Genomic DNA, 25,747 nt, shown 5'->3' on the forward strand with positions numbered 1-25,747 from the left:
GCGGGGAGCCACCGGGGGGCGGTCGGCTACCGCGCGGCCGCCCCAGGAGCCACCGGGACTCCCACCCCCAGCGGGTCAGCCGAGGGCAGCGGGGAGCGTGGCACTCCACGCGGTGCGCAGCTCGTCGAGCGCCACCTCGAACTGACCCTCGACCGCCAGGACGTCGCCCCCGGTCGTGCCGAGCTCGGTGACGGGCACGCCGTGGGCGGCCGCGCGGGCCTTCAGCTCATCGAGGCCGTCGGCCGCGACGGTGACCAGTGCGCGGGCGGCCGACTCGGCGAACAGGCCGACGAAGGCATCGCCCTCGAGGCTCACGCGGGCACCGATGCCGCTGACCATCGAGGCCTCGGCCAGGGCCTGGGCGAGGCCGCCGTCGGACAGGTCGTGGGCGCTGGTCGCGAGGCCGACGAGGTCCTGCAGGGTGCGGGCCAGGTCGCGCTCGGCGCCCAGGTCGACCTGCGGCGGCAGGCCACCGAGGTGGCCGTGCACGACGTGCGCCCACTCCGAGCCCGAGAGCTCCTCGCGGCTGGTGCCGAGCAGCACGATGCGCTCGTCGGCGGCCTGGAAGCTCGACGGGGTACGACGCCGGACGTCCTCGATCACGCCGAGCACCGCGACGACGGGCGTCGGCAGGATCGCCGTCTCGCCGGTCTGGTTGTAGAGGCTGACGTTGCCGCCGGTGACCGGGATGCCGAGCTCGAGACAGCCGTCCTTGAGGCCACGGCAGGCCTCGGCGAACTGCCACATCACGTCGGGGTCCTCGGGCGAGCCGAAGTTGAGGCAGTCGGAGACGGCCAGCGGCAGGGCTCCGCCGGTGGCGACGTTGCGGTAGGACTCGGCGAGCGCGAGCTGCGCGCCGGCGTACGGGTCCAGCTTGGCGAAGCGGCCGTTGCAGTCGGTCGAGATCGAGACGCCCAGGTGGGTCTCCTCGTCGACGCGGACCATGCCGGAGTCGGCGGGCTGTGCGAGGACGGTGTTGCCCTGGACGTAGCGGTCGTACTGGTCGGTGATCCACGACTTGTCGCAGAGGTTCGGGCTGGCGACCAGCTGCAGCAGGGTCGCGCGGAGCTCGTCGCCGGTGGTCGGGCGGGCGAGCTTCTCGGCACCGTCGGCCTGCAGCGCGTCCTGCCACGCGGGGCGGGCGTAGGGACGCTCGTAGACCGGGCCGTCGTGCGCGACGGTCCGCGGGGGGACGTCGACGACGGTCTCGCCGTGCCAGGTGATCTCGAGGCGGCCGGTGTCGGTGACCTCGCCGATCACGATGGCCTCGACGTCCCACTTCGCGCAGATCGCCAGGAACGCCGCGATGTCGGCGGGCTCGACGACGGCCATCATCCGCTCCTGCGACTCGCTCATGAGGATCTCCTCCGGCGAGAGCGTGGAGTCGCGCAGCGGGACACGGTCGAGCTCGCAGCGCATGCCGCCGTCGCCGGCGGACGCCAGCTCCGAGGTCGCGCAGGACAGGCCCGCGCCGCCGAGGTCCTGGATGCCGACGACGACGCCGGCCTTGAACAGCTCGAGCGTGCACTCGATGAGCAGCTTCTCCATGAACGGGTCGCCGACCTGGACGCTGGGCCGCTTGGCCGGGCCGTCGGCGTCGAAGGTCTCCGAGGCGAGCACGGAGACGCCGCCGATGCCGTCGCCGCCGGTGCGCGCACCGTAGAGGACGACCTGGTTGCCGACGCCCGACGCCTTGGCGAGGTGCAGGTCCTCGTGGCGCAGCACGCCGATGCAGCCGGCGTTGACGAGCGGGTTGCCGAGGTACGTCGCGTCGAAGACGGCCTCGCCGCCGACGTTCGGCAGGCCCAGGCAGTTGCCGTAGCCACCGACGCCCGCGACGATCCCGGGCAGCACCCGGTGGGTGTCGTCGGCGTCGAGCGGGCCGAAGCGCAGCGGGTCGACGACCGCGACCGGGCGCGCGCCCATCGCGATGATGTCGCGGACGATGCCGCCCACACCGGTCGCGGCGCCCTGGTAGGGCTCGACGTACGACGGGTGGTTGTGGCTCTCGACCTTGAAGCTGACGGCGTAGCCCTGGCCGATGTCGATGACGCCGGCGTTCTCGCCGATGCCCGCGAGCATCGGGCCGATGGGCGTCTCCTGGGGAATCTCGCCGAACTGCCGCAGGTGCACCTTGGACGACTTGTAGGAGCAGTGCTCGCTCCACATGACCGAGTACATGGCCAGCTCGGCACCGGTGGGACGCCGCCCCAGGATCTCGCGGATCCGGGCGTACTCGTCGGCCTTGAGGCCCAGCTCGGACCACGGCTGCTCGCGGTCCGGGTCGCCGGCCGCAACGGCCACGGTGTCGAGGGTGGATCGGATCGGTGCAGAAGCGGTGTCGGCCACGGGACAAATCTATCGGCCGCCCCTCTCAGCTCCTCCGCCCGCTCCCCGATGAGACGGCCGGGCCACCCACGGCACCACCCACCTCGACCGGAGGATCTTCGGTCCCGAACGAACTACACCGTTGTAGTTCGCCCGGAGGCCTGTTACAGGTGTGAATGTTGTGGTTATCGTGACGTGGCCACGACGGTCCGCCCCACCCTTCTCCCTGGAGTTCCCCGCCATGTCTGCCCGGCTCAGCCCCTTGTCCGCACTGCTCGCCGCAGTGCTGCTCGTCGCCCTGCTCGCCCCGCTGCGCAACGGCGGCGAGGGCACCGACGAGACCGGTGTCGACCTGCTGGCCGCCACGACCAACCGGCCCACCCCGGGGAGCTTCACGGGCTACGGCTTCGACCAGTGCAACGCGCCGACCCAGTCGGCGATGGACTCGTGGACCGAGCACTCGCCGTTCTCGGCCGTGGGCATCTACATCTCCGGCAACTCCCGCGCCTGCCGCGAGCAGCGCAACCTCACCCCGACCTGGGTGGCCCGGCAGCTGTCCCGCGGCTGGCACCTGCTGCCGATCACCCTCGGCCCGCAGGCGAGCTGCTCGACGCGGTACCCGAAGTACGGCCGCACCATCGACCCGAAGATCAACCCGGACCCGACGAACTCCTACGCGAAGGCCCGCGTCCAGGCCCGCACCGAGGCCGACCGCGCCGTGACCGCCGCCAAGGCGCTCGGCATCGTCGCGAAGAGCACGCTGTTCTACGACCTCGAGGCCTTCGACCTCGGCAACAGCACCTGCAAGGCGTCGGCCCTCTGGTTCGTCCACGCCTGGACGAACCGGCTCCACGAGCTCGGCTACAAGTCGGGCTTCTACTCCAGCGCGGGGTCGGGCATCAAGATGCTCGACGAGGCGCACCGCAACACCCGTTCGACGCTGACGCTGCCCGACATGCTGTGGATCGCCCGCTGGGACGGCAAGGCCAACACGGCGGTCAGCAGCGAGTACCTCTCCGCGACCGCCTGGCTCCCCGGCGGCCGGGTCAAGCAGTACCTCGGCGGACACAACGAGACCTGGGGCGGCGTGACCATCAACATCGACCGCAACTTCCTCGACATCGGCCGCGGCAGCGTCGCGTCCGCCGAGACCCACTGCGGCGGCGTGCCCGTCGACCTCGGGTCGTACATGGTCCTGCGCACGCCCACCGCGACCTACACGCCGCTGCCCGGCCGGGTGCGCGCCCTGCAGTGCCTGCTCACCGAGAAGAAGCTGTACGCCGGCAGGATCCACGGTCGCTACGACCTCGCCACGCGCCGCGCCGCCCAGGCCTGGCAGCGCAGCAAGGGCTTCCCGACCAGCTCGACGTGGGGCCGCCGCGACTGGGTCAGCCTGACCTCCGCCGGCACCAACCCCGTGCTGAAGTTCGGCTCCTACGGTCCGGCCGTCCGCCGTGCCCAGCGAGCCATGAACGCCGCGATGCCGCGCGCCGGGGTCGAGATCACGGGCGTGTTCGACGCCGCGACCGCGGCGCACGCGGGTGCCTACCGGCGCCAGATCGGGATGTCGTCGTACAACATCGTCAACTCGGCCACCTGGGCCAGGCTGCAGGCCGGGTTCCTCTGACGGACCGGCCCGCGACCAGCCGGCTCAGGCGAAGGTCTGCTCGACCAGCGAGGTGAAGAAGCCCAGCCCGTCGAGGCCGCTGCCGGTGAGCTCCTCGACCGCGTGCTCGGGGTGCGGCATCAGGCCGACGACGTTGCCGCGCTCGTTGGTGATGCCGGCGATGTCGTTGAGCGAGCCGTTGGGGTTGACCTCGAGGTAGCGCGCCACGACCTGGCCCTCGCCCTCGATCCGCGCGAGCGTCTCGGCGTCGGCGACGAAGCCGCCCTCACCGTTCTTGAGCACGATCCGGATCTCCTGGCCCTGCGTGTAGGCGGAGGTCCACGGGGTGCTGGCGTTCTCGATGCGCAGCAGCTGGTCGCGGCAGACGAACCTGCGGTGGTCGTTGCGGATCAGCGCTCCCGGGAGCAGGTGCGACTCGCAGAGGATCTGGAATCCGTTGCAGATGCCCAGGACCGGCATGCCAGCGTGCGCCGCCTCGACGACCTTGTCCATCACCGGGGCGAACCGGGAGATCGCCCCGCAGCGGAGGTAGTCGCCGTACGAGAAGCCGCCCGGGAGGATGACCGCGTCGACGCCCTTGAGGTCCGCGTCGCCGTGCCAGAGCGCGACCGCCTCGTTGCCGCCGATGCGGACCGCGCGCTGCGCGTCGGTGTCGTCGAGCGAGCCAGGGAAGGTGACGACCCCGACCTTCACTGCTCGACGCTCACGGTGAAGTTCTCGATGACCGGGTTCGAGAGCAGCGTCTCCGCCATCTTCTCGACGTCGGCGAGGACGGCGTCGGTGACCTCGCCCGCGATCTCGATCTCGAACCGCTTGCCCTGACGGACGTCGGTGACACCGCTGAAGCCCAGCCGGGGCAGTGCGCCCTGGACAGCCTTCCCCTGCGGGTCGAGGATCTCGGGCTTCGGCATGACAGCTACGACGACTCGGGCCACGGCCCGTACTGTACCGGGGCACACTGGGGGCATGAGCACTCCGTCCCGTCCTGCGTTCGGCGCTGGTTCCCCGTTGAAGCTGGAGTTCCCCCAGTCCCTCGCGGTCTACGACGACTACGCGGCCGCCCAGCGCGCCGTCGACTTCCTGTCCGACGAGAAGTTCCCGGTCGAGCAGTGCATGATCGTCGGCACCGACCTCAAGCGGATCGAGCGCATCACCGGTCGGCTCACGACCGGCCGCGTGGCCGCCGGCGGGATCATGTCCGGCCTCTGGCTGGGCCTGTTCATCGGCCTCGTGTTCAGCATCTTCACCGACGAGAAGACGCTCGCCGTGATCCTCTCGACCATGGTGATCGGCGCTGGCTTCGGCGTGGTGATGGCGCTGGTCGGCTACGCGATGTCCGGCGGGCGCCGGGACTTCTCCTCGGTCAGCGCGGTCGTCGCGACCCGCTACGAGGTGCTCGTGGAGCACAAGGGGGCGGCGCAGGCCCGGGAGCTCCTCGCGAAGCTCCCGGGCGCGCTGCCGAACCCGTTCAGCTGAGCTCGCGCTTGAGGATCTTGCCGGTGGCGGTCATCGGGAGGGACTCGACGATCTCCACGACGCGCGGGTACTTGTACGCCGCCATCTGCTCCTTGCCCCAGGCGACGATCTCGTCGGCGGTGGCGGAGGCACCCGGCTTGAGGATGACGAACGCCTTGATCTCCTCGCCGTGGCTCTCGTGCGGGACGCCGATCACGGCGGCGAGCGAGATCGCCGGGTGGGTCAGCAGGACCTCCTCGATCTCGCGGGGGTACACGTTGAAGCCGCCGCGGATGATCATGTCCTTGGAGCGGTCGACGATGTAGTACCAGCCGTCGGCGTCCTTGCGGCCGAGGTCGCCGGAGCGGAACCAGCCCTCGGCATTGATCGCCTCGGCCGTGGCGTCGGGGCGCTTGTAGTAGCCCTTCATGATGTTGTGGCCCTTGATGGCGATCTCGCCGATCCCGTCGGGGTCCTTGATCTCCTCCCAGCTCTCGGGGTCGATCAGCTTCATCTCGACGCCCGGGATCGGCGTACCGATGGAGCCGACGCGGACCTCCTGGCCGTGACGCGAGAAGCTCGCGACCGGCGAGGTCTCCGAGAGGCCGTAGCCCTCGAGGATCGTGACGCCGAAGCGCTCCTCGAACTGGTGGTGCACCTCGACGGGCAGCGCGGCGCCACCGGCGACGGCGACGCGGAGGTTGGCGGCGAGGGTCTTCACGTCGACGCTGTCGTCGAGTGCGTTGAGCAGGCCCCAGTACATGGTGGGGACGCCGGCGAAGAAGGTCACCGACTCCTTGAGCATCAGGCCGATGGCCGGGGCGGCCTCGAAGCGGGGCAGCATCACGACGGTGCCACCGAAGGCGAAGCCGCCGTTCTGGATGACCGTCTGGCCGAAGGAGTGGAACAGCGGCAGCACGCACAGGAAGGTGTCGGGACGCTCGGCGTCCGCGCCGAAGAGGTCCTTGCCGGCAAGCGCGTTGTCGCGCATGTTGCGGTGGCGCAGCTCGGCACCCTTGGGCTGGCCGGTGGTGCCGGAGGTGTAGAGGATGACGGCGGTGTCGTCGTCGTCCACGTCGACGGTGTCGAAGGTCGGGGCCTGGCCGGCGAGCGCCTGGCCGAGGGTCTCGGTGCCCTCGATCGGGGAGGCGGCGGTCGGGTCGGCGGTCACCATGAAGAAGTGCTCGCAGCCGTCGGCCTGCTGGAAGCCGGCGTACCCCTCGGCGCCGATCGCGAGGTCGGGCGTGCCCTGGAAGGCGAAGTAGGCCTTCGCGTCCGAGTCACCCAGGTGGTAGGCGACCTCGCGGCCCTTGAGCAGCACGTTGAGCGGGACGACCGTCGCGCCGGCCTTGAGGATGCCGTAGTAGATGATCGTGAAGTAGGGCAGGTTCGGGCAGCTCAGCGCGACCTTGTCGCCGGGCTTGATGCCGCGCGAGACCAGCAGGTTCGCGACCTGGTTGGCGGCGCCGTCGACCTGCGGGTAGGACAGGCGCGTGTCGCCGAAGACGATCGCGGTGCGGTCGGGGTAGGTCTGGGCGCTGTTCTCGAGGAAGCCGGCGAGGTTCGTCATGGCCACAAACTACTGGCCGGTCGTGACCGGGGTCACTGGTCAGCGGAACACATCGGCACGGGTGGCCTTTGTGCTCGCGCCCAGCCGACCCAGCCAGCCGGACTCGCCAGCCGGCTCAGAACCTCTCGCCCGTGAGCCGCTCGTAGGCCTCGATGTAGCGCGAGCGGGTCCGCTCGATGACCTCGGCGGGCAGCGGCGGCGGGGCCTCACCCGAGGCCTTGTCCCAGCCGCTCTCGGCGGAGAGGGCCCAGTTGCGCACGATCTGCTTGTCGTACGACGGCTGGGCCCGGCCCGGCTGCCAGTCGTCGGCGGGCCAGTAGCGCGAGGAGTCCGGCGTGAGGACCTCGTCGGCGAGCACGATCGGCCCGCCCGCGCTCGCGACCCCGAACTCGAACTTCGTGTCAGCCAGGATGATCCCCTGCTCGCGGGCGATCTCCTCCGCGCGGCCGTAGACCTGCAGGGTCAGGTCGCGCAGGGCAGCGGCGGAGTCGGCGCCGACGGTGGCGACGACGGCGTCGTAGGAGACGTTCTCGTCGTGGTCACCGAGGTCGGCCTTCGTGGCGGGGGTGAAGATCGGCTCCGGCAGGCGGCTGCCGTCCTCCAGACCGGCCGGCAGCGCGATGCCGCAGACCTCGCCCGAGGCGCGGTAGTCGAGCAGGCCGGATCCAGTCAGGTAGCCGCGCGCGACGCACTCGACCGGGAACATCTCGAGCCGCTCGCAGATCACGGCACGCCCCCGCACCGCGTCCGGTACGTCGGACGAGACCACGTGGTTCGGCACGAGCGACGCGAGCTGCTCGAACCACCACAGCGACATCCGGGTGAGGATCTCGCCCTTGTCCGGGATGGTCGTCTCGAGCACGAAGTCGAAGATCGAGAGGCGGTCGCTGGCGACCATCAGCAGCTTGCCGGTGTGCGCACCCTCGGTGACCTCGTAGAGGTCGCGCACCTTGCCCGAGTGCAGGTGGCGGGTGCCGGGGAGCTCCGGAGCGGGCGGGATGTTCGCGAGCGTCACGGGCGACAGCCTATTGACCCTCGCCGGCCTCAGTCACAGCCGAGGCCCTCGCGGTACTCGAGCGGCACCTTTCCGCGCCCGACCTGCGCCGCGAAGTCCCACACGACCTCGGACCAGTCACCCTCGTCGACGATCGCCTTCAGCGGCGCCCACGTGCGGCTCGAGGCCAGCGCGTCCTGGGCTGCCTGCATCCCGGCGGAGTCACCGTCCTTCTTCGCCCGGGCGAACTCGTCGATCCACGCACAGGTCACGGTGCCGGTCACCCGGGCGGTGAGGTGGTACATCGCCAACGCGTCGCTGGGCACCGACGCCCGGTCGAAGCCCTGGGGAAGCGGCAGCTGGGCGAGCATGTCGGCGATCACGCCCGGTCGCTCCGCGTCGGTGACGGCCTCGGCGGGCAGCGCGTCCTGGAGGCCCGCCCGGTCCACCAGGACCAGGTCGTCGAGCAGCGCACGGAAGGCGGACTCGTCCATGCCCGAGCCCCGCACCTCGAGGGTGTAGGCGCCCTCCACCGGCCTGATCACCGTGTGGTCGGTGGCGTTGTAGGCCCACATCTTCGACTCCTTGCCGAGGAGGTCGACCTGCTCGGGGGTGCCGATGTCGCTGCGGTCGGCAACGTAGTCGTCGTACTCCGCAGCGAGGCGCCAGTGGATGCTGAGGTCGCGGTCGCCCTGCTGGTAGGAGATCTCGCCGCCCCACCTCGGGTCGTCGTCCACGTTGCCGACGGTCCAACCGGACTGCTCGAGCACGGCGCGGTCGCCGCTCCCGGCGGGTGCGGGGGCCGGCTCGATCCGGTCCTGTTGCTTCTGCTCGCCCAGCCACACGACGCCGCCGACCACGGCGGCGACGGACGCGGCCGCGGCGAGCGCAGGCAGCCACCGGTGGCGGCGGGGCGGGGCGGTGACCTCGGGGGCGGACTCGGTGGACAGGCTCATGATCTCCTCCAGCAGCTCGGCGCGGCCCTCGCGGATCGGGAGCCGGGCGACGTCGGCATCGGTGATGCTGCGGTTCATCGGAGCTCCTCCTTCGGGCTCGTCGGGACGGGTTCACCAGGGAGATGTCCGGCCGGTGGCGGATCGTTGCCGAGCAGCTCGCGCAACCGCGCCCTCGCCCGTGACAACCGCGGCCGGACGACGGTCCCGGGCAGCCCGAGAACCTCACCGATCTCGCGCGCCTCGAGCCCCTCCCACAGGTGCAGCTGGAGCACCTCCTCGTCGCGGGCGCTGAGCCGCTGCATCGCGGCGCTCACGTCGGCGCGGTGGGCGACCTCGTCGGCGAGGTCCGCGACGGCGTGCGCGAGCTGCTGCCGCAGGCGGTCGCCGAGGGCGGCGCGGCGGCCGTCGCCGCGGCGCTGGTTGGCGAGGGTACGACGCGCGACGCCGTACAGCCACGGGCGTGCGGCCTCCCCGTCGGGCACGTGCGCGAGCCGGCGCCACGCGACCAGGAAGGTCTCGGCAGTCACGTCGGCGGCGTCCTCCGGCCGGTCGGTACGACGCAGGGCGAAGCCCAGCACGGCGTCGAAGTGCGCGTCGTAGAGCAGGCGGAAGTGGTCCTCCCGAACGGAGATGTCCCTCATGCCCCTCCCATGTCCGGATCCGGGACGATCGTTGCACCCGGTTTCGCGGTGTATCTACACTGACTTACATCACTTATGGTCCGAGGAGGGCGCCATGACCCGGGAACCCCGCCCCGACTTCCTGCTGGTGGGCGCGCCGAAGGCCGGCACCAGCGCCCTCCACCTCGCGCTCGCCGCCCACCCCGACGTCTTCGTGACGACCCCCAAGGAGCCGAAGTTCTGGCTCTGCGAGGACGCGCCGCCGCCGCACTGGGGCGGGCCCGGCGACCGCCACTCCCAACGGGAGTGGGTCTGGCAGGCACAGGCGTACGCCGACCTGTTCCGCCCCGCCCCGCCGCACTCCGTGCGGGGCGAGTCGACGCCCTTCTACCTCTGGCACCGCGGGGCGCAGCGCCGGATCGCGGACGCCCTTCCGGACGTGCGGCTCGTGGCCGTCGTACGCGATCCGATCGACCGGGCCTACAGCAACTGGATGCACCTCTGGTCCGACGGCCTCGAGACGGAGGCCGACTTCGAGACCGCCTTCGCCCGGCAGGACGAGCGGATCGCCGCCGGCCATGCGCCCTTCTGGCGCTACCGTGACCTGGGCCTCTACGGCGAGCAGCTGCGCGACCTCTACAAGCTGGTCGACCCTGCGCGGGTGCTGATCGTGCGCTACCGCGACATCGTCGACCACCCGGTCGAGACCGTCGACCGGACCTGCCGCTTCCTCGGCATCCGCGAGGGCCAGGTCGCCGGCATCCCCCGCGACAACTCGCGGCCCTACGTCGCCCCCGGCTGGCGTCCTCGCGTGTTCGGCCCGGCCGTGCGCGCCGGCGCGTGGGCCGGGCAGTTCGCCGCGCCCGAGGTCTGGCGCAGGCTCAGCGTGCCGGTCGTCGCGCGGCTGCAGAACAGCGACGCGCACCGGCCCTCACTGACCCCCGAGCAGCGCGAGCGGCTGATCCCGGCGTTCGCCGACGACATCGCCCTGCTGTCCGACCTGACCGGCGAGGACTTCTCCGACTGGCTCTCCACCCGCGACCGCGGGTCCTTCGCCGAGCGGGCCGGCGCGCAGCGCTGACGTCCGGGCGAGGCCGAGAGGGAGTTTCACCGGCCGGCCGGTGAATCTGTCGTACTTGGACGACGAAACTCACGCTTGGACGATGAAGCTTCGTCGTCCAAGCGTGAGTTTCACCGGCCGGCCGGTGAAACTCACCACGGGACGAAATGTGCGGTCCGGCCGCCACCCCGTCAGCGGACGACCGTGACCAGGTCGTGCGCCCCGTCCGGGCGTGCGGCCTCGACGTAGAACCGCACCCGCCCGTCCGGCAGCGGTACGGCGGACGCGTACCGCCAGGCGCCGTCGCCATGGGGCGACGAGATCGGCGGCCCGGCGACCGCGACGTAGCGCGCTCCGTCCCACGCGGCGACGCCGGTGGTCTCGAACCAGTTCGAGTCGGCGTCCGGGCGACCGTCGTAGAGGATCGTGCGCGGGCGGCCGGCGACGTCGGGCAGCACGGTCGTGGCGCGGGCGCCGCGGGCGTCCCACTCGCCCGGGCGGCCGGCGAGCACCTCGCCCTCGTCGGTCCAGGACAGGCCGTCGGCGCTGCGCAGCAGGCGGCTGGTCATCCGGTCCTCGTGGCCGGTCTCGGTGAGCGGGTGGCAGCACAGGAGCATCTCCCAGCCGCCGTCGACACGGACGACCACGGGGTCCTTGACCGCGACCGCGTCGTCACCCGGGAGCACCACCCGCCGCTCCCCGCCGGGCAGCTCGGCCGGAGTGGCGGCGGTCAGGCTGTCGACCCACCAGTGCTTGGAGCCCGGGGTCGCGCACGACAGGTAGAGCCGCCAGCCGACGCCGGGGACCGGCACCAGGACCGGGCGCTCGAAGGACTCGCAGCCGAAGGCCTCGCGGTGCACCTCGGCGACGGTGGTGAAGTGCTCGCCGTCCGACGAGCTCGCCACGACGACGCTGACGCCCCGTCCCTCGGCCAGCGGGCGGCGGACGCGGTAGGTCAGCCAGTAGGTGCCGTCGACCAGCACCGCGCTCGCGGCACCGGCCCAGTTCCCCGCCCCGGCGGCCGGGGCGGGCACCACGACCCGCGCGTCGTCGTACGTCGGGACGGAGAGGGCAGCGAGGGTCATGGGCCGATCATACTCGACCGAATCACTCCACTTTGGGGGTCGATGCACGGAGCCGGAACGGCGGGTGGCACAGTGTCGCCATGACGGAGTCCGCACCGACCCCCGCCACCGCGTTCGCCCACGGCCCGATCGTCTGGGACGACGAGATCTGGGTCCTTGCCCGCCACGAGGCCGGCGACCGCCTGGGCCTGACCCTCCACCATCGCGAGGAGGAGGGCCTTGGACAGCTCTCCGACGAGCACGCGTCGCAGCTGGGCCGCATCGGCAACCGCCTGGTCCGGATCATCGAGCACCTGCCCGGTGCCGGCCGGGTCGACCTCGGCCGGGTCACCACCGGCAGCCACGTCCAGCTCACCTTCGAGTTCGACGGCGTGACCGAAGCGCAGCTGCACGAGGTCGCCGTGAAGCTGGCCAACTGGGGCGGAATCGCCCGCGCCTGACCCCGTTCTCGCCTAGAGTCCCCCCAGCCAGGGGGGATTCCGGGAAGAAGGGGACGTCGTGTCGGGACCCGTCCTGCTCGCACGCCCCCGCCTGCACGCCGTCCTCGACCGCGACGAGCCCCGCCTCGTCGTGCTGTCGGCCCCGAGCGGCTCGGGCAAGACCAGCCTGGTCCGCTGCTGGGTCGCTCCCCGTGACCCCGCCACCGTCCTCTGGGTGACGCTCGAGACCGACCACGTCGCGCGCTCGAACTTCTGGCAGGCGGTCCTGACCAGCGCCGGGCGGCACGGCATCCTCACGCCCGAGGCCGCCGCTGGCTTGGTCGGCGACGTGGAGCGCAGCGACGACCTGGCCGCCCTGGTGGCCGGTGCGCTCGAGGGACGCGGCCCGCTCGTGCTGGTCGTCGACGCCCACGAGCGCCTGCGCGACGACACCGGCGCGGTCGACGCGGACCTCACCCGGCTGGTGCGGCTGCTGCCCGACCTCGAGGTCGTGGTCACCACCCGGACGACGACCGGGATCGCCAGTCCCGGACGCACCCTGCGCGGCGAGGTCGAGCTGCTCACCGCGACCGACCTGGCCTTCTCGGTCGAGGAGACGCGCGAGCTGCTCGCGAGGTTCGGCACGCCCGGCGCGGCCGACCACGCCGAGCGCCTGCACGCCGCGACCGACGGCTTTCCGCTCGCCGTCCGCGCCGGCATGCTCGCGCTCGCCCGCTCGGGCCCCGACCACGACGGGATCGACTGGCAGTCGCTGGTCGCCGAGGACCTCCGCGTGCAGCTGGCCGAGGGGTCGGCGTACGACTTCGTGCTCGCGACCTGCCTGCCGCCGTACTTCGACACCGACCTTGCCATCGAGCTGACCGGCACCTCCGACGTCAAGGAGATCCTCGCCGATCTCGAGTGGAACGGCTTCGGGCGGTGGATCCCGTTCGCCCCCGGCCGCCAGGTGTTCCAGTACGTCGAGTCGCTGCGTGCGGCCGTGCTGGTCGACGCCGCCGGCCTGCCGGCCGCGAAGCAGGCCCGGACCGCGCAGCTCGTGGCGACCTGGCTGCACCGCAACGGCAACTACGAGGCCGCGTTCGAGATCGCGGTCGGGGCCCGGCAGTACAGCGTCGCCGGACGCGTGTACGCCGCCCTCGTGGCCAGCAACCCGGAGACCATCACGACCGGGCGCTTCGACCGCCAGCTCGCGACGGTGCCGCGCAGTGCTCTGACGCAGTACCCCGCGCTCGCGCTCGGCCGCGGCCTGGCCTGCCACCGCAACCCGGCGCTGCTGGGAGCGGCGGCCGAGTACTTCCGGATCCCGGCCGCGTGGACCGGCCCGCGCCTGCCGGAGATGCCTCCCGGCGAGGTGGTGATGGGGCACACCGCCAAGGTCGCCAGCCTCCGGGTGCTCGGGCGCTTCGACGAGTCCGCCCGGGCGGCCCAGCAGGCCCTGGCCTACTTCGACACCATCCCCGCCGGGGAGCAGCACCACGTCGCCGACCTCGGCGCGACGCTGCTGCGGCACCTGTCGTACTCCCTCTTCCAGGACGCGCAGGTCGACGCTGCGCGGGGAGCCGCGATGCGGGCCATCACGATGAGCACGCGACCGGAGTCGCTCAACCACACGGCCGTCTACGCCGCCGGCTTCAACGCGCTCGACGGGCGCAACACCGAGGCGCGGGCCGCGCTCGCCCACGTCGACCCGGGTGCCTGGCGACCGGGTCAGACGACGACCTACGGGAACGCGCTCGGCCGGATCGGCCAGGCGGCGCTGTACCTCGACGAGTTCGAGCTCGCCGCCTCCATCGCGGAGTACGACGGCTGCCCGTTCGCCGTCGCCTCGGAGTTCTGGCCGTTCGTCACCTGGACCCTCATGCACGCGCGGCTGGGCCTGGGCCGCGCGACGACCGAGGCGCACCGCGTGGAGGCGGCCCTCTCCCGCACCCCCGCCCCGCCCGGTACGGCCGACAGCCTCGGCTCCGCCGCCGTCCGCTCGGCACTGGCGATCCTGTGGCTGGCCGCGGGCAACCGCACGAAGGCCGGGCCACTGCTCCGGCTGCGCACGCGCTACACCGGCCAGCTGGCGCCCGCCGTCCTGCTCGGCCGGCTGCTCGCGGGGAAGGCGTCCGAGGCCCTCGCCGCACTCCCCCAGCTCGAGACCCGGCCGGGCCACACCACCCGGTCGACCGCCGCCGCGCTCACCCTCGGCGCCGCGGCCGCCCTGCGCACGGACCGCCCGGACACCGCGGCCGCGCTGCTCGACCGGGTGCTGGCGCTCGTCGGGCCGCAGGGCGCGCGGGCGCACCTGATGTACCTCCCGGCTGCCGACCTGGCCGCGCTGCGCGGGCTCGCGGACGACCAGGGCGACGACATGCTCCGCGGCTACCTCGCCGGCCCGGTGCCGGAGTGCGTGACGGGCGGGACGCTGGCGGCACCGCTGACTCCCCAGGAGCAAGCGGTCATCGCGGCCTTCGCCCAGAACGCCACGCGCGCCGGCGTCGCGGCCGCGCTCCACGTCACGGAGAACACCGTGAAGACGCACCTGCAGCGGATCTACCGCAAGCTCGGCGTCAACTCCCGCGAGGCCGTCATCGAGAAGGCGATCGAGCTGGACCTGCTGGCACCGAGGTGACTCCCGGAGCCGGGTGACCCACCGGGCGACATCGGGCACAGAACGTTGTCACGTCCTCATTTGTGAGGGTTCGCTGGACCTGCCGGGCGTGGGGTCCGGCCCTCGGACCGAAGGTGCTCCCCCTTGCTCTCCTCCCTCCGGCAGGCGTTGTCCTGCACCGTGCATTGCCTTGCCCTGACCGTGGCCTGCGGCACGCTCGCGATCGTCGGCACCACCACTCCAGCCGCGGCGGCCGCCGCTGCCGCGCCGGGCGACTCGTGCGCCCCGCTCGGCAGCTCCGGCGCGACGACCCGGCTCCCGATCGAGACCGGGACCGACTACCCGGACCACTTCGCCGTGGACGCCGACGGCTCCCTCCTGGTCACCGACTCCGGGGCCGGCCAGGTCGTGCGGCTGACCCGGTCCAGCTCGGGCTGGAACCGCTCGGTCGTCGCCACCGGCGTGGGCAACGTGACCAGCATCGCGATCGACGACTCCGACGGAGCCCTGTGGGTCGTGCGCTACCCGGACCAGCTGGTCAAGCTGACCCCGTCGGGGCCGGGCTACACCGTCGCCGACACCATCAGCGGTGGATTCCTCTCCGGCCTCGGCGGCATCGACGTCGCCCCCGACGGGGACCTGTTCGTCAGCATCAACGCCGGATCGTTCGGCTCCGGCGGCGTGGTCCGCCTCGCCGCCGGGTCGGGCATGGCGCAGTCCCAGGTGGTGGGCGGCCTCGACGCGCCGCACCAGGTCACCGTCGACGAGCACGGCGCGGTCTACGTGGCCAGCTACACCCGCGTGGTGAAGGCGGTCCGCAACGGCGGCAGCTGGATCCGGACGGATGCCGTCACCGGCCTCGGCAGCGGCCAGGGTGTCGCCGTCGACAGCACCGGCACGATCTGGCTCAGCACCTCCGAGGACCCCGGTGTCTGGACGGCGGCCCCGTCGGACGGCGGGTATGCCGCCCCGCAGCTCTACGCCCCCTGGGGCGCGGAGTACGCCACCACCCTCGCGATCACCGAGGACGACACCGTTTTCGTCTCCGACTTCGAGCGCCTGTGGGCCTTCGGCCCCACCACGGTCCAGGCGGTCGACGACACCGTCTCGGCGAGCGGCCCGGTCACCACCGACGTGCGCGCCAACGACACCACCACCACCACGACCCTGGCCCGGCCGAGCGTCGTGGGTGCCCCGGCGCACGGCACGGCGACCGTCAACGATGACGGCACGATCACCTACACCCCGACGCCCGGCTGGGCCGGCACCGACCACTACGCCTACGAGGTGCGGGACGACGCCTCGCCGGCGCAGGTCTGCAGCGTCGCCACGGTCACCGTCACGGTCACCGGCAACGATGGCTGCTTCGGTACGCCGTCCTCCGCCCTCGGCTACCGGGTCGAGGGGACACACGACCTCGCCGAGCCGACCGGGATCGCCGTCGACGCGCGCAACATCGTCTTCATCTCCGACGTCGGCCAGGAGAAGGTCATCGGCTGGGGCCCGGGGAGCGGCCCGTCGGTGGTCGACGGTCACGCCGGCCTCGACCCGCAGGGCATCGCCGTCGACGCGGACGGCGATGTCTACTACGCCGACGAGGGCGCGCACGAGATCGTGAGGATGACCTGGTCGGAGAGCGAGTCCGGCTACACCGACCGCACCGTCCTCGCCTCGGGCCTCCAGCGTCCCTCGGGCGTCGCGGTCGACCCTGACGGCAACGTCTTCTTCGCGGAGAACTCCAGCGGCCACGTCCACCGCCTGACTCCCTCAGGCTCCGGCTACACGTCCTCGTTCGTCGCCTCCGGGTTCGACCGGCCGCGCGGCATCGCCCTCGACACCGCCGGCAACCTGTACGTCGCCGACAGCACGCACGACCGGGTCGTGAAGCTGACCAGGTCCGGTGCCGACTACGACCGCAGCGTGATCTCGACCAGCGTCGACGCGCCCACCGGCGTGGGCGTCGCCCCCGACGGGACGGTCTACGTGGGCGACAGCGGCCACCACCGGGTGCTGCAGCTGACGCCGGACGGCGAGGGCTACGCCCAGTCGGTCGTCGCGGTGTGGGGCAGCCACGTCCCGACCTGGGTCGCCGCGTTCGGCACCGACAACCTCCTCGTCACCGACAGCGACAGCGGCGAGGTCGTGATCATGGGCCGCGTCGGCATCACGGCGGAGGAGGACGCCGACGCCACCACGGCACCCGACGCGGTGACGACCGACGTACGGACCAACGACACTCTCCCCGACGGCATGCCGGTGTCCGCGCCGACCATCGGCAGCCAGCCGCCGGGCGGCAGCGCGACCGTCGAGGACGACGGGAGCATCACCTACGCCCCGGACGCCGGCTTCTCGGGCCGCGACCGCTACACCTACGAGAACCGGGTCAAGGAGAAGTCGACCCAGCAGATCCCGGACCTCGGCACCTACGAGGTCGACATCGACATCTGCGCCGTCGGCCGGGTCACCGTGGACGTCGCGAACGTGTTCACACCCGGACCCGGGGTGAGCACGCCCCAGAACCAGCAGGTCGTCACCCCGCTGTCCGGGATCGCCACCACCAACGGCAAGCCGCTGGACCCGGCCGGCGTCAGCGTCGAGCAGGACGGGGCCCACGGCACGGTCATGACCGACGGCTCGACCGGCGCCGTCACCTACCTGCCCCACCACGGGTTCACCGGCACCGACAGCTTCGAGCTGAAGGTCTGCGACACCTCCGCACCGGTGCAGTGCTCCGAGGTCACCGTGCCGGTCACGGTCGGCGGCAACGCCGTCAGCGCCGCCGACGCGAACGAGACGACGTCCGTCGGTACGCCGGTCACGACCGACGTGCTCGCGACGACCACCTCGTCGTCGGGCCAGGAGCTGGCCGCCCCCACCGTCGTCGACGAACCCGACCACGGCACCACGACGGTCGGCGAGGACGGCGTCACCTACACGCCGGAGGCAGGCTTCTCCGGCGAGGACGCGTACGACGTCCGGGTCTGCGACACCAGCACTCCGTCGCCGGTCTGCGACACCGCCACCGTCGCGATCACGGTGCAGAACGTCTTCATCGACGACGCGGTGCTCTCGACGGCGTACGAGACCCCGGTGACGGTCCCGGTCGGCGACCTGACGACGACCTCCGGCAAGCCGCTCGACCCGAGCAGCGCGACGCTGGTGACCGCGGCGACCCAGGGCACCGTCCGCCTCGACGGCGAGCCGGACACCGTGCACTACGCGCCGAACGACGGGTTCAGCGGCGACGACACCTTCGTGCTCCGGGTCTGCGACACCTCCGCGCCCGTGCAGTGCCACGACGTCACGGTCACCGTGACCGTGGGCGCGAAGGCAGAGCCGGGCCAGCCGACCCTCACCGTCGACGCACCCTCCGCCGTCGCTCTGAAGGTGGACCGTGCGGGCAGGACCCTGCCGGCGAGCCTGTCGGCGCGGGTGACGATCTCCGGCGTGCGTACCGCCCGCGCATCGGTCGGGACAGCGACGCTCTACGGTCCCGTCACGAGGCTCTCGTCCACGATGTGCACCGCGGCACGGGCCGTCGCGAGCGTCCCGTTCATCCCGGCCAACGGAACCCTGAGCACCGGGCCAGTCCCGGTGAAGCGTCCCGGCTACTACACGTGGGTGGTCTCGACGAGCGCGGACGACGACAACGCTGCAGCGCGCAGCCGGTGCGGGGCACGCGCGGCCAGCACGCTGGTCCACCGCATGGCGATCGGCAAGCTCAGGTTCGAGACCGGATTCACCGGAACCACCCCGTCCGGCACCCGCCGATCGCAGCCGGCCCGGTTCACGATCCCGGCGCTCGGCCTGCGGGCCGACCTGGTGACCTCCGGCATCCGTCGCGGCGCCATGGTCATCCCGACCAGCATCGCCAAGGGCGGCTGGCTGGCCCGCTCGGCGGCACCCGGCGATCTCGTCGGTACGACGGTGCTCGCCGGCCATGTCTCGGACCGGCGGGACCGGCCCGGTGCCTTCGGCAAGCTGCGCCGGGCCCGCCCCGGCCAGGTGGTCACGGTGCGGGCGGGCTCCGGACGGATCCAGAAGTACCGGATCACGTCGGTGACCTCGCAGGCGCGCACCCGCGGGCTGACGGTCTCCACCACCGGCCCGCACCGGCTGGTCCTGGTCACCTGCACCGGCAAGGTGACCTACCGCAACGGCCACTTCCACTACACGAAGAACCTGGTGGTGACCGCCGTACCGATCGGGTGACGTCGGGTGACCTGCCGGGTGACATCCGGAGCAGGCCGTTGCCGCGGCCCAGCCACGCGGGTTGGCTGGGACCGTCGGTGACGTGGCCGACGTCCAACAGCTCGGGCGCCGCGTGTGGGGCGTGACGTCCCGACCACGCGCGGCCACAGACCGGCTCGTCCGGGCGGACCTACCCCCCAGGTCCGTCCGGACGCGCCTCTTCTAGGCGTGTCCTAGGCTCGGAGACATGTCCGTCGTGAAGATCAACGCCATCCAGGTCCCGCCGAACGCCGGCCCCGAGCTGGAGAAGCGGTTCGCCGCACGGGCCGGCGCCGTCGAGGGATCCCCCGGCTTCCTCGGCTTCCAGCTGCTGCGCCCGACCGCGGGCGAGGACCGCTACTTCGTCGTGACCCACTGGGCCGACGAGGAGTCCTTCGCCGCGTGGCGCGACGGCCAGGGCCGCGCCGCCCACGCCGAGCAGCCGGGCGAGCCTCAGCGCAGGCCGGTCGCGACCGGTGCGGACCTGCTGGAGTTCGAGGTCGTGCTGGACGTCAAGCCAGCCTGAGACGCACTCCGTACGACGAGCAGGAACGCCAGCACGATCGGCCCGCTGGCGCCGACCATGGTCCCGGCGAGGAAGCCGTCGATCGTGCCGTAGACCGGCGTGGCCAGGACGGTCGTGAGCGCGGCCGACGGCGTGGCCAGGGCCGCACCCCAGAGCAGGGCGCGCCACTGCCCCTCCGCGATGCCGCGGCCCCGGCGCGCGGACCGCAGCGCGCCGAGCAGGCAGATCACGACGAGCCCGGTCGCGGGGACCACGTGGCCGATCCACAGGCTGGCGCCGGGGACCTGCGCCGGCAGCGGCGCGAAGCGGGCGGCCAGCCAGCAGGAGCCGGCGACGGAGACGATGGCCGCGGCGACGTACTGGCGTCGGGCGTCGGCGACCGGCGCGACCCTGCGGGACGGCTGGGTGAGGAGGAAGGCGATCGCGCCGCCGGCCGGGGCGACGACGCCGAGCGTCGACGCGCCCACGTCGAGGCCCACCATCAGCTCGATGCCGTGGTCGAGGCGGCCGAGGCCGACCCAGAGCAGCCGCAGCAGCGGAGCGGTCAGCATGAACGCCAGGTTCATGCCGATCCACGCGCGGTGGCTGACCAGGTCGCGGCGCCGGATCGCGACCAGTGCGATCGCGGCGCTGGTCACCGTCGAGGTCGCCAGCACCCACAGCTGGAGGTCGAAGGCGGAGCCGCCGAAGTAGGCGATCTGCGGCGCGGCCAGCAGGAAGGCGTACGCCGCCGCCATGCTCACGCCCATGAGGAGCAGGTAGGTGCGGCCGGTCCACCGGTGCACGCCGGGACGGCGCCGCAGGCGCGCGGAGTACTGCAACGTCGCCAGCGCGAGGGCCAGCGCTCCGGTGGAGGTGTGCACCAGCATCACGACGCGGTGCGCGCGGTAGTCCTCGGCCCGCAGGGCGACGACCGAGCCGTGCCCGTAGGCGAAGTCGTGGCCCGCAGCGCGGCCCTGCAGCGCGTCCTGCAGCCGAGGGGCGCCGGCGTCGAAGAAGTGCCAGAAGGAGGTGAACGCCAGTGGGAAGTAGCCGACGGCGACGAGGACGACGGCCCCCAGGGCGATGCGGGGCAGGGTCCTCGACGTGCTCACGGCAACGTTGTAGCAGCCGCGCGCCTCGGTCGTCTCTGTGGCGATGGCCACGTCCGGCTCCGCGCTCCCGCGGCGTCGACCGGCGCGGTGCTCAGCCGCTGAGCCGGGCGGCGCGGCGCAGGTCGGCCGCGACCGCGGCCCGGCTGCCCCACGTGACGAGGCGGCCGAGCCCGGCGCCGCGGACGATGAAGTCGGCGGTCACCCGGCAGCCGTCGCCGTCGGGCACGAAGGCCAGCTCGAGGCGCGCCCGGAAGGGACCGCAGGTGCCCTCCTCCGCCCAGCGGTACGGCGGCTCGGCGAGCGTCGTCCGCATGCGGGGGCGCACGCCCGGGACCACCGTGACGTCGGTCCAGGTGTCGAGGTCGGGGGCGACGTCGGCCACCCCACGCAAGGAGGACTGCCACTGCGGCCGGTTCCGCGGGTCCGCGAGGTAGGCGTAGGCCCGGTCCGCCGGGACCGGGAAGGCGACCTCGATCCTGGTCAGAGGATCGCGCCCGGCTCGTAGGCAGCCGCGGCCGGGTTCTGCGCCACGATCGCGGCGACCTGGCGGCAGACCTCCTGGGTCTGCGCGACCGCGGCACCGGTGAAGGTGATCGGGTCCGCGACCAGCGACTGCAGCTGCTCGGTCGTGAGGCCGAGCCGGTCATCGGCGGCGAGCTTGGCGAAGACGTCGTTCTCGGCCTGGCCCTGGCGCATGGCCAGCGCCGTACCGACGGCGGCCTCCTTGATCGCCTCGTGCGCGGCCTCGCGGCCCACACCGTTGCGGACCGCGGCCATCAGCACCTTGGTGGTGGCGAGGTAGGGCAGGTAGCGGTCGAGCTCGCGCTGGATGACCGCCGGGAAGGCGCCGAACTCGTCGAGCACGGTGAGGAAGGTCTGGAACAGGCCGTCGACGGCGAAGAAGGCATCGGGCAGGGCCACCCGTCGTACGACCGAGCAGGAGACGTCGCCCTCGTTCCACTGGTCGCCGGCGAGCTCGCCGACCATGGAGAGGTAGCCGCGCGTGACGACGGCGAGCCCGTTGACCCGCTCGCAGGAGCGGGTGTTCATCTTGTGGGGCATCGCGGACGAGCCGACCTGGCCCTCCTTGAAGCCCTCGGTGACGATCTCGTTGCCGGCCATCAGGCGGATCGTGGTGGCGAGGTTGGAGGGCGCCGCGGTCAGCTGGACCAGCGCGGAGAGCACGTCGAAGTCGAGGGAGCGCGGGTAGACCTGGCCGACGCTGGTCAGCACCCGGTCGAAGCCAAGGTGCCGGGCCACCCGCTGCTCGAGGTCCGTCAGCTTGTCCGCGTCGCCGCCCAGCAGGTCGAGCATGTCCTGGGCGGTGCCCATCGGGCCCTTGATGCCGCGCAGCGGGTAGCGGGCGAGCAACTGCTCGATGCGCTCGACGCCGATCATCAGCTCGTCGGCGACCGTCGCGAACCGCTTGCCCAGCGTGGTCGCCTGCGCGGCGACGTTGTGGGAGCGACCGGCCATGACCGTCGTCTCGTGCTCGGCGGCCAGCCGGCCCAGGCGAGCGAGGGTGGCGATCGCGCGGTCGCGGAGCAGCGCGAGGGACTGCTTCACCTGCAGCTGCTCGACGTTCTCGGTGAGGTCGCGGCTGGTCATGCCCTTGTGGATGTGCTCGTGACCGGCCAGCGCGGCGAACTCCTCGATCCGCGCCTTCACGTCGTGGCGGGTGATCCGCTCGCGGTCCGCGATGCTCTGCAGGTCGACGACGTCGACGACCTTCTCGTAGGCCTCGACGACCCCGTCGGGCACGTCGATACCGAGGTCCTTCTGCGCCTTGAGGACGGCGATCCACAGCTGCCGCTCGAGGACGATCTTGTGCTCGGGCGACCAGATCTCGGCGAGGTCGGCGGCGGCGTAGCGGGTGGCGAGGACGTTCGGGACGGTCACGGTGGCCCATTCTCCCACTCGCGGAGAACAGGTCCGAATCGCACGTGCTCAGACGAGAACGACGGCGTCGACGTCAGCGACCAGGATCCGCGTGTCGAGCGCACCGTTCCACTCGACGCTGACGCCGTGACGCTCCAGCAACGGAATCACCTCGTCCCTCATCAGTACGACGGTCAGACGCTGGTAGGCCTCGTCCTGGTTCAGTCGAAACGCCGGCATCTCGGGCTCTGGAAGCCAGGCCATCGCTCGATCAGCCACCGAGCACCTGCCCCAGCTCGAGCCGCACGGTCCCGTGGTCTGCCACGACCACCTCACCCGAACGAGCGAAGTCATCAAGGCGCAGCAGTGGCTCCCACCGGCTGTCGGTCAAGCAGTAGACGTCCAGGGTCCGGGCCTCGGGGTCGATGATCCAGAACTGCCCGATGCCGGCCTCGGCGTACTCGGGCGCCTTCTCCAGGACGTCGACGGTGTGGGTCCCCCGCGACAGCACCTCGACCACGAGGATCGGGGTCTCCTCGACCGGCTCGCCGGCGGGTCGGTGGTCGAAGGCCATGAGATCGGGGCGTCGTACCCGGTTGCGCGGCAGCCGGAGTGGAACGTCGGTGTAGACCTTGATGCCGGGCAAGCTGGACTTGAGGGCATCCCTGAGACCGTTGCCGGAGTCGCTGTGGTCAAGGCTCGGCGGGACGTTCACGATGACGACCTCGCCGTCGACCCACTCGGACTTGGGCTTCTCCGGCAGGGCCCACCACTCGGCGTACGACATGCGGCGCCGCTCGATGGGCGGGACCTCGAGCTCGACCACGACTGCTCCTGGTTGTCGGACCACACCTGGACTCCTTCCATTCTGCGCCCCCGGGTGGAGCGACGGAAGGATGCCGCGACGCCCGTGCGGCCGAAACGGGCGAGCGGCGCTGTCCACAGGCGTCAGCGCAGCGGGCGGACCAGCACCATCTCGCCGTCCTCGTTCGCCCCGCGCAGGCCGGTGAACCCCGCCTTGGCCACGACCCGCAGGCTGGCCGCGTTGTCCGGGGAGATCGACGCCCGCACCCGTACGCCGGCGGCGTCCGCCCGCTCGAGCAACGCACCGAGCGCCTCCGTGGCCAGGCCGTACCCCCGCGCCGGGGCGACCAGGCCGTAGCCGACCTCCACCTCGGGCACCTCGTCGGCGGCCGGCGAGGGCGGGCCGAAGAAGCCGATGGAGCCGATCACGAGGCGCTGCTTCAGCGAGACGATCGAGCGCGGGCCCCACGGGTCGCCGTCGTGCCAGAGGCTGGCGGCGCCGCGGTCGTCCTCGCGCGGGAACTCCTCGTGCCAGCCGGGGAGGCGCTCACCGGCGCGGATCGCCGCGACGGTCGCGGCGTCCCAGAGGACCAGCTGGAGGCGGGCCGTGACGACACCAGCGGCGGACTCAGTCATCGAGGCCCACCGCCCGCCCGTCGTACGACGCCAGCGCGGTCGCGACCGCCGCGATGTCCGCGCGCCAGACGTCCTCGGGCCCGGGCGGGAGGATGTCGTCCCAGTCGACGGCGAACGAGCCGAGGATCGAGGGCAGACCGGCGGTGCGGGCCATGAGCCAGGTGTGCAGGTGCTCCGCGCCGTCGCCGACCCGCTGGACGTGGCAGCGGGCGACGTTCGGGAGTCCCTCGACGATGCGGGCGATCCGGACGGCGAGGACACCGTGCTCGGCGGCCATCGCGTCGTCGAGGTCGGGGAGGTCGAGGTGCGCGACCGGCTCGAGCATCAGCACGAGTGGCAGGCCACTGCGCTCGCGCAGGTGCTTGAGCCGCCAGCGGTCGTTGGTCCAGATGACACCGGGTTGGTCCGCGCCGCACAGGGAGCAGTCGACACCGCCCTCGCCCTCCCGCACCCTCTCGGGAGCCGGGTCGGCGAGCCGCTTCGGCGCCAGCTCCCCGTCGACGACCTCCCACGGGAAGATGTCCCACGAGGCGACGGACGGCAGCGGGACCCGGCCGTTCTCGTCGGCGGCTGCCATCACCCGGGCGTGGACCTGTTCAGCGGACTCGGCCATGGCGCCACTCTGCCACCGGCGACCTGCGGACCCTGCCACCCCCCGGCTGCCCGCTCGTGGCGCGGCAAATGCTCCCCCTGTCTGCCACGCGGGACACTAGGGTGGGTCCAGCAGCACCACAGAGCAGCACGACAGTGAGGAGCGCCGGTGGTCGCGTCGGCCGATCCCCGACTTCGCGAGACACTCGCGTCCATCGCCCCGGGCACCTCCCTGCGCGACGGGCTCGAGCGCATCCTCCGCGGCCGCACCGGCGCGCTGATCGTGCTCGGCCAGGACAAGCTCGTCGAGACGCTGTGCACCGGCGGCTTCGAGCTCGACGTCCCCTTCACGGCCACGGCGCTGCGCGAGCTCGCCAAGATGGACGGCGCGATCATCGTCGACACCGGTGCCAACCGGATCATCCGTGCGGCCGTCCACCTGATGCCCGACCAGACGATCCCGTCGGAGGAGACCGGCACCCGCCACCGCACGGCCGACCGCGTCGCCAAGCAGACCGGCCACCCGGTCATCTCGGTGTCGCAGTCGATGCAGATCATCGCGGCGTACGTCGGCGACACCCGCCACGTGCTGGAGGACTCCGGGCAGATCCTGTCCCGCGCCAACCAGGCGCTGGCGACGCTCGAGCGCTACAAGCTCCGCCTCGACGAGGTGTCGAGCACCCTGTCCGCGCTGGAGATCGAGGACCTCGTCACCGTCCGCGACGTCGCCGTCGTCGCCCAGCGCCTGGAGATGGTCACCCGGATCGCGCGCGAGATCGAGGACTACGTCCTCGAGCTCGGCACCGACGGCCGCCTGCTCGCGTTGCAGCTCGAGGAGCTGATCACCGGCGTCGACACCGAGCGTGAGCTGGTGATCCGCGACTACGTCCCCTCCCGCCGCCGCAGCCGCGACCCACTGGAGCTGCTCGGCAAGCTCGAGCTGCTGTCCGCCACCGACCTGGTCGACCCGTCGGCCGTGGCGAAGGTGCTCGGCATCGGCACCGGCGAGCACCTCGACGGCGCCGTCGCCCCGCGCGGGTACCGCCTGCTCACCAAGGTCCCCCGGCTGCCGTCGAACGTCGTCGAGGGCCTCGTCGACCACTTCGGCACGCTGCAGAAGCTGCTGTCGGCCGGCATCGACGACCTGCAGGCCGTCGAGGGCGTCGGCGAGCTGCGCGCGCGCAGCGTGCGCGAGGGCCTCAGCCGGCTCGCCGAGTCGACGATCCTCGAGCGCTACGTCTGACCCCGGTCCGGGCC

General features: G+C 72.3%; 23 protein-coding genes. 8 read left to right on the forward strand and 15 right to left on the reverse strand.

Annotation, left to right across the window (positions count from 1 at the left end):
* Positions 1-75: 75 nt before the first annotated feature.
* A complete protein-coding gene (gene purL / locus ASE20_RS15165; protein ID WP_200952824.1) occupies positions 76-2,349 on the reverse strand; it encodes a phosphoribosylformylglycinamidine synthase subunit PurL in 2,274 nt (757 codons plus the stop codon).
* Positions 2,350-2,569: 220 nt separating this feature from the next.
* Between purL and ASE20_RS15170 the strand changes: the two genes are divergently transcribed.
* Positions 2,570-3,955, forward strand: a complete 1,386-nt coding sequence (locus tag ASE20_RS15170) for a glycoside hydrolase domain-containing protein (RefSeq protein ID WP_082612457.1) — start codon at positions 2,570-2,572, stop codon at positions 3,953-3,955.
* Between the two features lie 24 nt (positions 3,956-3,979).
* On the opposite strand, the gene purQ is transcribed toward ASE20_RS15170, so the two are convergent.
* Together purQ and purS are read right to left on the reverse strand one after the other, a co-directional pair.
* Entirely contained in the window at positions 3,980-4,648 is a 669-nt protein-coding gene (purQ, locus tag ASE20_RS15175) for a phosphoribosylformylglycinamidine synthase subunit PurQ (protein WP_056895403.1), read from the reverse strand.
* Positions 4,645-4,890 carry a phosphoribosylformylglycinamidine synthase subunit PurS gene (gene purS, locus ASE20_RS15180; RefSeq protein WP_056895404.1) on the reverse strand — a complete coding sequence of 82 codons (246 nt, stop codon included), beginning with the start codon at positions 4,888-4,890 and terminating at the stop codon, positions 4,645-4,647. Before purS ends, purQ begins: the two co-directional genes overlap by 4 nt.
* A 31-nt stretch (positions 4,891-4,921) precedes the next feature.
* Between purS and ASE20_RS15185 the strand changes: the two genes are divergently transcribed.
* A complete protein-coding gene (locus ASE20_RS15185; protein ID WP_056895405.1) occupies positions 4,922-5,431 on the forward strand; it encodes a general stress protein in 510 nt (169 codons plus the stop codon).
* Here the strand turns inward: ASE20_RS15185 and ASE20_RS15190 are convergent.
* The 4 genes from ASE20_RS15190 to ASE20_RS15205 all read right to left on the reverse strand — a co-directional run bounded on the left by ASE20_RS15190 (position 5,424) and on the right by ASE20_RS15205 (position 9,571).
* Complete coding sequence (locus ASE20_RS15190; RefSeq protein WP_056895406.1) at positions 5,424-6,980, reverse strand: long-chain-fatty-acid--CoA ligase; 1,557 nt, start codon at positions 6,978-6,980, stop codon at positions 5,424-5,426. The two genes, ASE20_RS15185 and ASE20_RS15190, sit on opposite strands and share 8 nt — an antisense overlap.
* A gap of 115 nt (positions 6,981-7,095) precedes the next feature.
* Positions 7,096-7,995, reverse strand: a complete 900-nt coding sequence (locus tag ASE20_RS15195; protein ID WP_056895407.1) for a phosphoribosylaminoimidazolesuccinocarboxamide synthase — start codon at positions 7,993-7,995, stop codon at positions 7,096-7,098.
* Between the two features lie 29 nt (positions 7,996-8,024).
* A complete protein-coding gene (locus ASE20_RS15200; protein WP_056895408.1) occupies positions 8,025-9,008 on the reverse strand; it encodes a hypothetical protein in 984 nt (327 codons plus the stop codon).
* Positions 9,005-9,571: an RNA polymerase sigma factor gene (locus ASE20_RS15205; protein WP_056895409.1), complete on the reverse strand. Its 567-nt coding sequence runs from the start codon at positions 9,569-9,571 to the stop codon at positions 9,005-9,007. Before ASE20_RS15205 ends, ASE20_RS15200 begins: the two co-directional genes overlap by 4 nt.
* Positions 9,572-9,665: 94 nt before the next feature.
* Here ASE20_RS15205 and ASE20_RS15210 point away from each other — a divergent pair, with 94 nt between their 5' ends.
* Positions 9,666-10,631, forward strand: a complete 966-nt coding sequence (locus ASE20_RS15210) for a sulfotransferase family protein (protein ID WP_056895410.1) — start codon at positions 9,666-9,668, stop codon at positions 10,629-10,631.
* 170 nt (positions 10,632-10,801) lie between these two features.
* On the opposite strand, the gene ASE20_RS15215 is transcribed toward ASE20_RS15210, so the two are convergent.
* The gene (locus tag ASE20_RS15215; RefSeq protein WP_056895411.1) at positions 10,802-11,695 is read right to left on the reverse strand and encodes a hypothetical protein; all 894 of its coding nucleotides are present in this window, start codon (positions 11,693-11,695) and stop codon (positions 10,802-10,804) included.
* An 80-nt stretch (positions 11,696-11,775) separates the two neighbouring features.
* Between ASE20_RS15215 and ASE20_RS15220 the strand changes: the two genes are divergently transcribed.
* The 4 genes from ASE20_RS15220 (at position 11,776) to ASE20_RS15235 (ending at position 19,487) form a co-directional block, all read left to right on the forward strand.
* Complete coding sequence (locus tag ASE20_RS15220; RefSeq protein WP_056895412.1) at positions 11,776-12,135, forward strand: hypothetical protein; 360 nt, start codon at positions 11,776-11,778, stop codon at positions 12,133-12,135.
* 58 nt (positions 12,136-12,193) lie between these two features.
* Positions 12,194-14,752 (forward strand): helix-turn-helix transcriptional regulator, encoded by a 2,559-nt coding sequence (locus ASE20_RS15225; protein ID WP_056895413.1) that lies wholly within the window; start codon positions 12,194-12,196, stop codon positions 14,750-14,752.
* A 159-nt stretch (positions 14,753-14,911) separates the two neighbouring features.
* On the forward strand, positions 14,912-18,943 hold the full coding sequence (locus tag ASE20_RS15230; protein ID WP_157538466.1) for an Ig-like domain-containing protein: 4,032 nt from the start codon (positions 14,912-14,914) through the stop codon (positions 18,941-18,943).
* 226 nt (positions 18,944-19,169) lie between these two features.
* The gene (locus ASE20_RS15235; RefSeq protein ID WP_056895415.1) at positions 19,170-19,487 is read left to right on the forward strand and encodes an antibiotic biosynthesis monooxygenase family protein; all 318 of its coding nucleotides are present in this window, start codon (positions 19,170-19,172) and stop codon (positions 19,485-19,487) included.
* On the opposite strand, the gene ASE20_RS15240 is transcribed toward ASE20_RS15235, so the two are convergent.
* The 7 genes from ASE20_RS15240 to ASE20_RS15270 all read right to left on the reverse strand — a co-directional run bounded on the left by ASE20_RS15240 (position 19,415) and on the right by ASE20_RS15270 (position 24,512).
* Entirely contained in the window at positions 19,415-20,632 is a 1,218-nt protein-coding gene (locus ASE20_RS15240) for a DUF2306 domain-containing protein (RefSeq protein ID WP_056895416.1), read from the reverse strand. The genes ASE20_RS15235 and ASE20_RS15240 overlap by 73 nt on opposite strands.
* 40 nt (positions 20,633-20,672) lie before the next feature.
* Positions 20,673-21,134, reverse strand: a complete 462-nt coding sequence (locus tag ASE20_RS15245) for an SRPBCC family protein (protein ID WP_082612458.1) — start codon at positions 21,132-21,134, stop codon at positions 20,673-20,675.
* A complete protein-coding gene (gene purB / locus ASE20_RS15250) occupies positions 21,062-22,480 on the reverse strand; it encodes an adenylosuccinate lyase (RefSeq protein ID WP_082612459.1) in 1,419 nt (472 codons plus the stop codon). Before purB ends, ASE20_RS15245 begins: the two co-directional genes overlap by 73 nt.
* Before the next feature lie 48 nt (positions 22,481-22,528).
* Positions 22,529-22,723 (reverse strand): hypothetical protein, encoded by a 195-nt coding sequence (locus tag ASE20_RS15255; RefSeq protein ID WP_056895419.1) that lies wholly within the window; start codon positions 22,721-22,723, stop codon positions 22,529-22,531.
* A gap of 7 nt (positions 22,724-22,730) precedes the next feature.
* Complete coding sequence (locus tag ASE20_RS15260; RefSeq protein ID WP_056895420.1) at positions 22,731-23,285, reverse strand: Uma2 family endonuclease; 555 nt, start codon at positions 23,283-23,285, stop codon at positions 22,731-22,733.
* A gap of 122 nt (positions 23,286-23,407) precedes the next feature.
* Positions 23,408-23,899, reverse strand: coding sequence for a GNAT family N-acetyltransferase (locus ASE20_RS15265; protein WP_056895421.1), 492 nt, complete (start codon positions 23,897-23,899; stop codon positions 23,408-23,410).
* On the reverse strand, positions 23,892-24,512 hold the full coding sequence (locus ASE20_RS15270) for a hypothetical protein (RefSeq protein ID WP_056895422.1): 621 nt from the start codon (positions 24,510-24,512) through the stop codon (positions 23,892-23,894). Before ASE20_RS15270 ends, ASE20_RS15265 begins: the two co-directional genes overlap by 8 nt.
* Before the next feature lie 147 nt (positions 24,513-24,659).
* On the opposite strand from ASE20_RS15270, the gene disA reads away from it, so the two are divergent.
* Positions 24,660-25,733, forward strand: coding sequence for a DNA integrity scanning diadenylate cyclase DisA (disA, locus tag ASE20_RS15275; protein WP_056895423.1), 1,074 nt, complete (start codon positions 24,660-24,662; stop codon positions 25,731-25,733).
* The last annotated feature ends 14 nt before the right edge of the window (positions 25,734-25,747 follow it).

Origin of the sequence: Nocardioides sp. Root240, from assembly GCF_001428825.1 — a bacterium.
GTDB lineage: Bacteria > Actinomycetota > Actinomycetes > Propionibacteriales > Nocardioidaceae > Nocardioides.

Bases quoted from the DNA above. Each gene is read 5' to 3' on its own strand.
- ASE20_RS15185 (WP_056895405.1), top strand. From the start codon at position 4,922: ATGAGCACTCCGTCCCGTCCTGCGTTCGGCGCTGGTTCCCCGTTGAAG.
- ASE20_RS15210 (WP_056895410.1), top strand. From the start codon at position 9,666: ATGACCCGGGAACCCCGCCCCGACTTCCTGCTGGTGGGCGCGCCGAAG.
- ASE20_RS15190 (WP_056895406.1), bottom strand. From the start codon at position 6,980: ATGACGAACCTCGCCGGCTTCCTCGAGAACAGCGCCCAGACCTACCCC.
- ASE20_RS15255 (WP_056895419.1), bottom strand. From the start codon at position 22,723: ATGGCCTGGCTTCCAGAGCCCGAGATGCCGGCGTTTCGACTGAACCAG.
- ASE20_RS15265 (WP_056895421.1), bottom strand. From the start codon at position 23,899: ATGACTGAGTCCGCCGCTGGTGTCGTCACGGCCCGCCTCCAGCTGGTC.
- ASE20_RS15200 (WP_056895408.1), bottom strand. From the start codon at position 9,008: ATGAACCGCAGCATCACCGATGCCGACGTCGCCCGGCTCCCGATCCGC.
- ASE20_RS15270 (WP_056895422.1), bottom strand. From the start codon at position 24,512: ATGGCCGAGTCCGCTGAACAGGTCCACGCCCGGGTGATGGCAGCCGCC.
- ASE20_RS15215 (WP_056895411.1), bottom strand. From the start codon at position 11,695: ATGACCCTCGCTGCCCTCTCCGTCCCGACGTACGACGACGCGCGGGTC.
- ASE20_RS15205 (WP_056895409.1), bottom strand. From the start codon at position 9,571: ATGAGGGACATCTCCGTTCGGGAGGACCACTTCCGCCTGCTCTACGAC.
- ASE20_RS15170 (WP_082612457.1), top strand. From the start codon at position 2,570: ATGTCTGCCCGGCTCAGCCCCTTGTCCGCACTGCTCGCCGCAGTGCTG.
- ASE20_RS15220 (WP_056895412.1), top strand. From the start codon at position 11,776: ATGACGGAGTCCGCACCGACCCCCGCCACCGCGTTCGCCCACGGCCCG.
- ASE20_RS15235 (WP_056895415.1), top strand. From the start codon at position 19,170: ATGTCCGTCGTGAAGATCAACGCCATCCAGGTCCCGCCGAACGCCGGC.